Origin of the sequence: Microbacterium bandirmense (assembly GCF_037204185.1) — a bacterium.
Taxonomy (GTDB): Bacteria; Actinomycetota; Actinomycetes; order Actinomycetales; family Microbacteriaceae; genus Microbacterium; species Microbacterium bandirmense.
On sequence record NZ_JBBDGM010000031.1, the window covers coordinates 1 to 2449 of the forward strand.

At 67.3% G+C, this 2449-nt stretch carries 2 protein-coding genes; both read right to left on the bottom strand.

Going from position 1 to position 2449, the window contains the following annotated elements:
* Positions 1-32 precede the first annotated feature (32 nt).
* Positions 33-782 carry an ATP-binding protein gene (locus WDU99_RS17175; protein ID WP_337333688.1) on the bottom strand — a complete coding sequence of 250 codons (750 nt, stop codon included), beginning with the start codon at positions 780-782 and terminating at the stop codon, positions 33-35.
* Positions 779-2338, bottom strand: coding sequence for an IS21 family transposase (gene istA, locus WDU99_RS17180; RefSeq protein WP_337333689.1), 1560 nt, complete (start codon positions 2336-2338; stop codon positions 779-781). Before istA ends, WDU99_RS17175 begins: the two co-directional genes overlap by 4 nt.
* Positions 2339-2449 lie beyond the last annotated feature (111 nt).

Sequence of the window (2449 nt, forward strand, 5' to 3'; positions counted from 1 at the left end):
CCCCGGTCGGCGCGACGCTCACCGGCCCGGGTTCAGTCGGCCGCGGCGGTGGTGTGCTCCCGCATGTTGACGTCGCCGGTTTCGATCCAGTGGGTGTTGTGGACGATGCGGTCCATGATCGCGTCGGCGTGGACCCCTCCGCCGAGGCGCTGGTGCCAGTCCTTCTTCGCGTACTGGGTGCAGAACACCGTCGAGGTCGCGTCGTAACGGCGTTCGAGGAGCTCGAGCAGCATGGACCGGACGTCGTCGGTGGGCGGGTCGAGCAGCCATTCGTCGATCACGAGGAGCGTGAACGTGGAGTACTTCCGCAACCACTTCTCCCGACCGGCGGGCTTGTCTTTCGCCGCGGTCCAGGTCTCTTCGAGGTCGGGCATGCGGATGTAGTGCGCCCGGTAGCGGTGCTGACACGCCTGCTTCGCCAGCGCGGACCCGAGATAGCTCTTCCCGGACCCGGTGAAGCCTTGGAACACGACGTTCATGTGCCTCTGGATGAACTGGCAGGTCCCGAGCTGCGCGATCACGCCTCTGTCGAGCCCGCGTTGTTCGAGCATGTCGACGCGGCGGAGGTCCGCGTTCGGGTAGCGGAGCCCGGCGCGGCGGATAAGGCCTTCGACTTTGGAGTGGGTGAACGCGGCGTGGGCGTCGTCGACAGCGAGCTTGATCCGCTCCTCGAACACCAGCCCCATCGTGAGGCCCTCGTCTTGGATGTCGAGCGCGTCGACGAGGGCGGGGACGCCCATCTCTCGCAGCTTCCGCTTCGTCTCGGAGTCGAGCCGGCTCATCGGGTGCCTCCTGCGTAGTAGTCGGCGCCGCGGACGTAGCCGACGGCTTCCTCGTCGGCGGGTTCGAACCATGGGCCTCTGCCGCGTTGGTCCTGATTCGAGTCGAGGATCGGCCGCAGGTGCGCATACCTGGGTGATCGGACTCGGGAATCGAGTGCGATGCCGGCGGCGGCTTCGACCCGGGTGGCGGAGTAGCGGCGGGTCAACCTGAGCACTGCCAGCGCGGCGCCGAGCCCCTGCTCGTCGACGGGGACGGACTCGAAGATCCGGTTCACGATCGTGGTGGTGTTCTCCCCGATCCGAGCGGCCCACTCCCGTGCCCGTTGCGGGTCCATCTGCTGGTAGCGGGGCCCGTCGGGCAGATCCGAGTCGTGCGTCCGGTACTCGTTGACCACCCCGGCTGGGGCGAGGAGATGGCTGGTGAGCCGCTGATCGCCGGCGAACACCTCGAGGGTGGTGTCGGTGATGCGCAGGTCGACGGACCGACCGATGTTCTCGTAAGGGACCGAGTAGAAGTTCCTCTCGAACACCACATGTCCGTTCTTCTGGACCTTGCGGCCGTAGAGCCACTGCGAGATCTCGAACGGAACCTGCGGGAGCGGCCGCAGCAGCGGCTTCTCCTCACCCTCGAACACCGAAAGCCTCGACCCGGCGCGTTTCTGAAACGGCTTCGCGTTGTAAGCGGCGACGCGTTCGTAGACCGCGGCCCGCAACTCCGGCAGCGTCGCGAAGGTGCGGTCGCGGAGAGCCGCGATCACCACCGTCGCAACGTTCCCGACCGTGCCCTCGACACTCGGCTTGTCCTTCGGCTTGCGCACCCGTCCCGGCAGCACCGCCGCCGAATAGTGCGCCGCGAGCTCCCGATACGCGTCGTTCAGCACCACCTCGCCCTCGGCAGGGTGCTTGATCACACCCGCCTTCAGGTTGTCCGGAACGATCCGCGGGACGGACCCGCCGAACCAGTCGAACATCGCCGTGTTCGCGCGCAGCCAGGTGTCCTGCTGCATATCCAGCGTCGGCTCGACGAACGAGTAGCGGGAGAACGGCAGCGTCGCGACGAACAAGTAGACCCTCGTCGCCTGCCCGGTGACCGGGTCGCTGAGCTGCATAGTCTTGCCCGACCAGTCGACCTCGACCGTCTGCCCGGCCTTGTGACCGACCCGCGATGCCGCCCCGATCACCAGCACGTGACGCTGGTAGGTCTTGCAGAACCGGTCGTAGCCCATCGCCGTCTCGCCCTTGGCCCGGCAGGCATCGACGTACTCGCCATGCAGCAGCTTCAACGTCACCCCGACCCTCGCGAGCTCCCGATGCACCTTGTCCCAGTCCGGCTGCGCGTGAACACTCTCGTGCTCACCACGCACGGGGAACAGCCGCGCATACACGTCCGCCTCGTCGAGCTCCGCGACGTCGTCCCAGCCGACGCCCTCCCGGTCGGCGGCGTCGAGCACCGCCGACACCGAGTGCCGAGACATGCCCTGCGCCGCGATCTGCCGACCCGTGAGCCCCTCCGCGCGAAGCCTCAACACCAGCTTCGCCTTGATCCTGCGTACCATCCGAACTACTCCTTCTGCCGCGTGATCAGCCACGCGGCAGAAGGAGCCTAGGAAGGTGGCGCCGAACCCGAATACTCGGTGGCGCTCAACGACGCGAACGCGCCCACGAGC